The organism is Mesorhizobium sp. P5_C1, assembly GCF_054049815.1.
The window spans coordinates 1-1,174 of record NZ_JBFULQ010001024.1 but is presented as its reverse complement, the minus strand read 5'-3'; the positions used below and the strand labels follow the sequence as shown (position 1 = coordinate 1,174).

At 59.7% G+C, this 1,174-nt stretch carries 1 protein-coding gene; it reads left to right on the top strand.

Annotated features, from left to right (window positions below; translation table 11 throughout):
- Positions 1-18: 18 nt before the first annotated feature.
- Positions 19-1,174: adenylate/guanylate cyclase domain-containing protein (locus ACXJ7R_RS33580; protein ID WP_457155547.1), on the top strand; the 1,156-nt coding region annotated here is incomplete at its 3' end.

The window sequence follows — 1,174 nt, the reverse complement described above, 5'->3', positions numbered from 1 at the left end:
GTGCGCTTGACTGCCTCGATGGATCATCAGCAGGGCGGCAAGGAGATCGCTTCATGGCTGCAAGGCTTGGGCCTTGAGCAGTATGCCGGCGCATTCATCGACAACGACATTGAACCGGCAATTCTACCAAAGCTCTCCGACGATGACCTTCGGGAGCTTGGCGTAAGATCTGTTGGTCACCGGAGAAGAATCCTGACCGCCATCGCCGAGCTCTCGCGTCCACCGGCCCAACCGCTGAAAGCAGACGACGATGCCAAGTGGGATGCTCTCCAAAGTGTAGTACCTAAGCGAGAGGGGAGTGAGGCAGAGAGGCGCCACCTCACAGTCATGTTCGTCGACCTCGTGGGATCGACTGCGCTGGCGTCGACGCTCGATCCTGAGGACTTGGGCTCGGTCATAGCCGCATATCAATCGTTGGTCGCCGCAGAGGTCGCCCGTTATGATGGCTATGTCGCCAAATTCATGGGCGACGGCGTGCTGTGCTACTTCGGCTGGCCACACGCCCACGAGGAGGACGCCGAGCGGGCGGTCCGCTCTGGACGTTCCATAGTGAAAGCTGTCGCCAGTTTGCGCACTCCCGGTCAAGTGCCACTCGCAGCTAGAGTGGGAATTGCCACGGGATTGTGTGTCGTCGGAGACGTCATCGGGACTGGGTCCGCACAAGAAGAAGTCGTCGTTGGCGAAACGCCCAATCTCGCCGCTCGGCTGCAAGCCCTGGCCCAACCGGGATATGTGGTGGTCGCCGAGAGCACGAGAAAGTTGCTCGGCGGAATATTCGCGGTTGAGAGCTTGGGGCCTATCGAGCTGAAGGGATTTTCGATACCCTTCTCGCCGTTTCTGGTTGTCGGGGAACATGCCGTCGAGACGCGCTATGACGCGCGCGTCACGAGCGCTCCTCAAATCATGTTCGGAAGGGACCTCGAACTCGGACTTGCTCTCGAACGTTGGGGGCAATCGAAGAGGGGCGAAGGCCAGCTCGTGCTACTCAGCGGCGAGGCGGGTATCGGCAAATCTCGCATCACCCGCGCCTTGATAGACGCGGTCTCTCAAGAGAAACATGTGCGGGTGAGCTATCAGTGCTCGCCGTATTACTCTGGCTCGCCGCTCTATCCAGCTGTTCAGCAACTCCGCCGCACTGTCGGTATTGAAGAAGCCGACGGGGATGAAGAGAAGG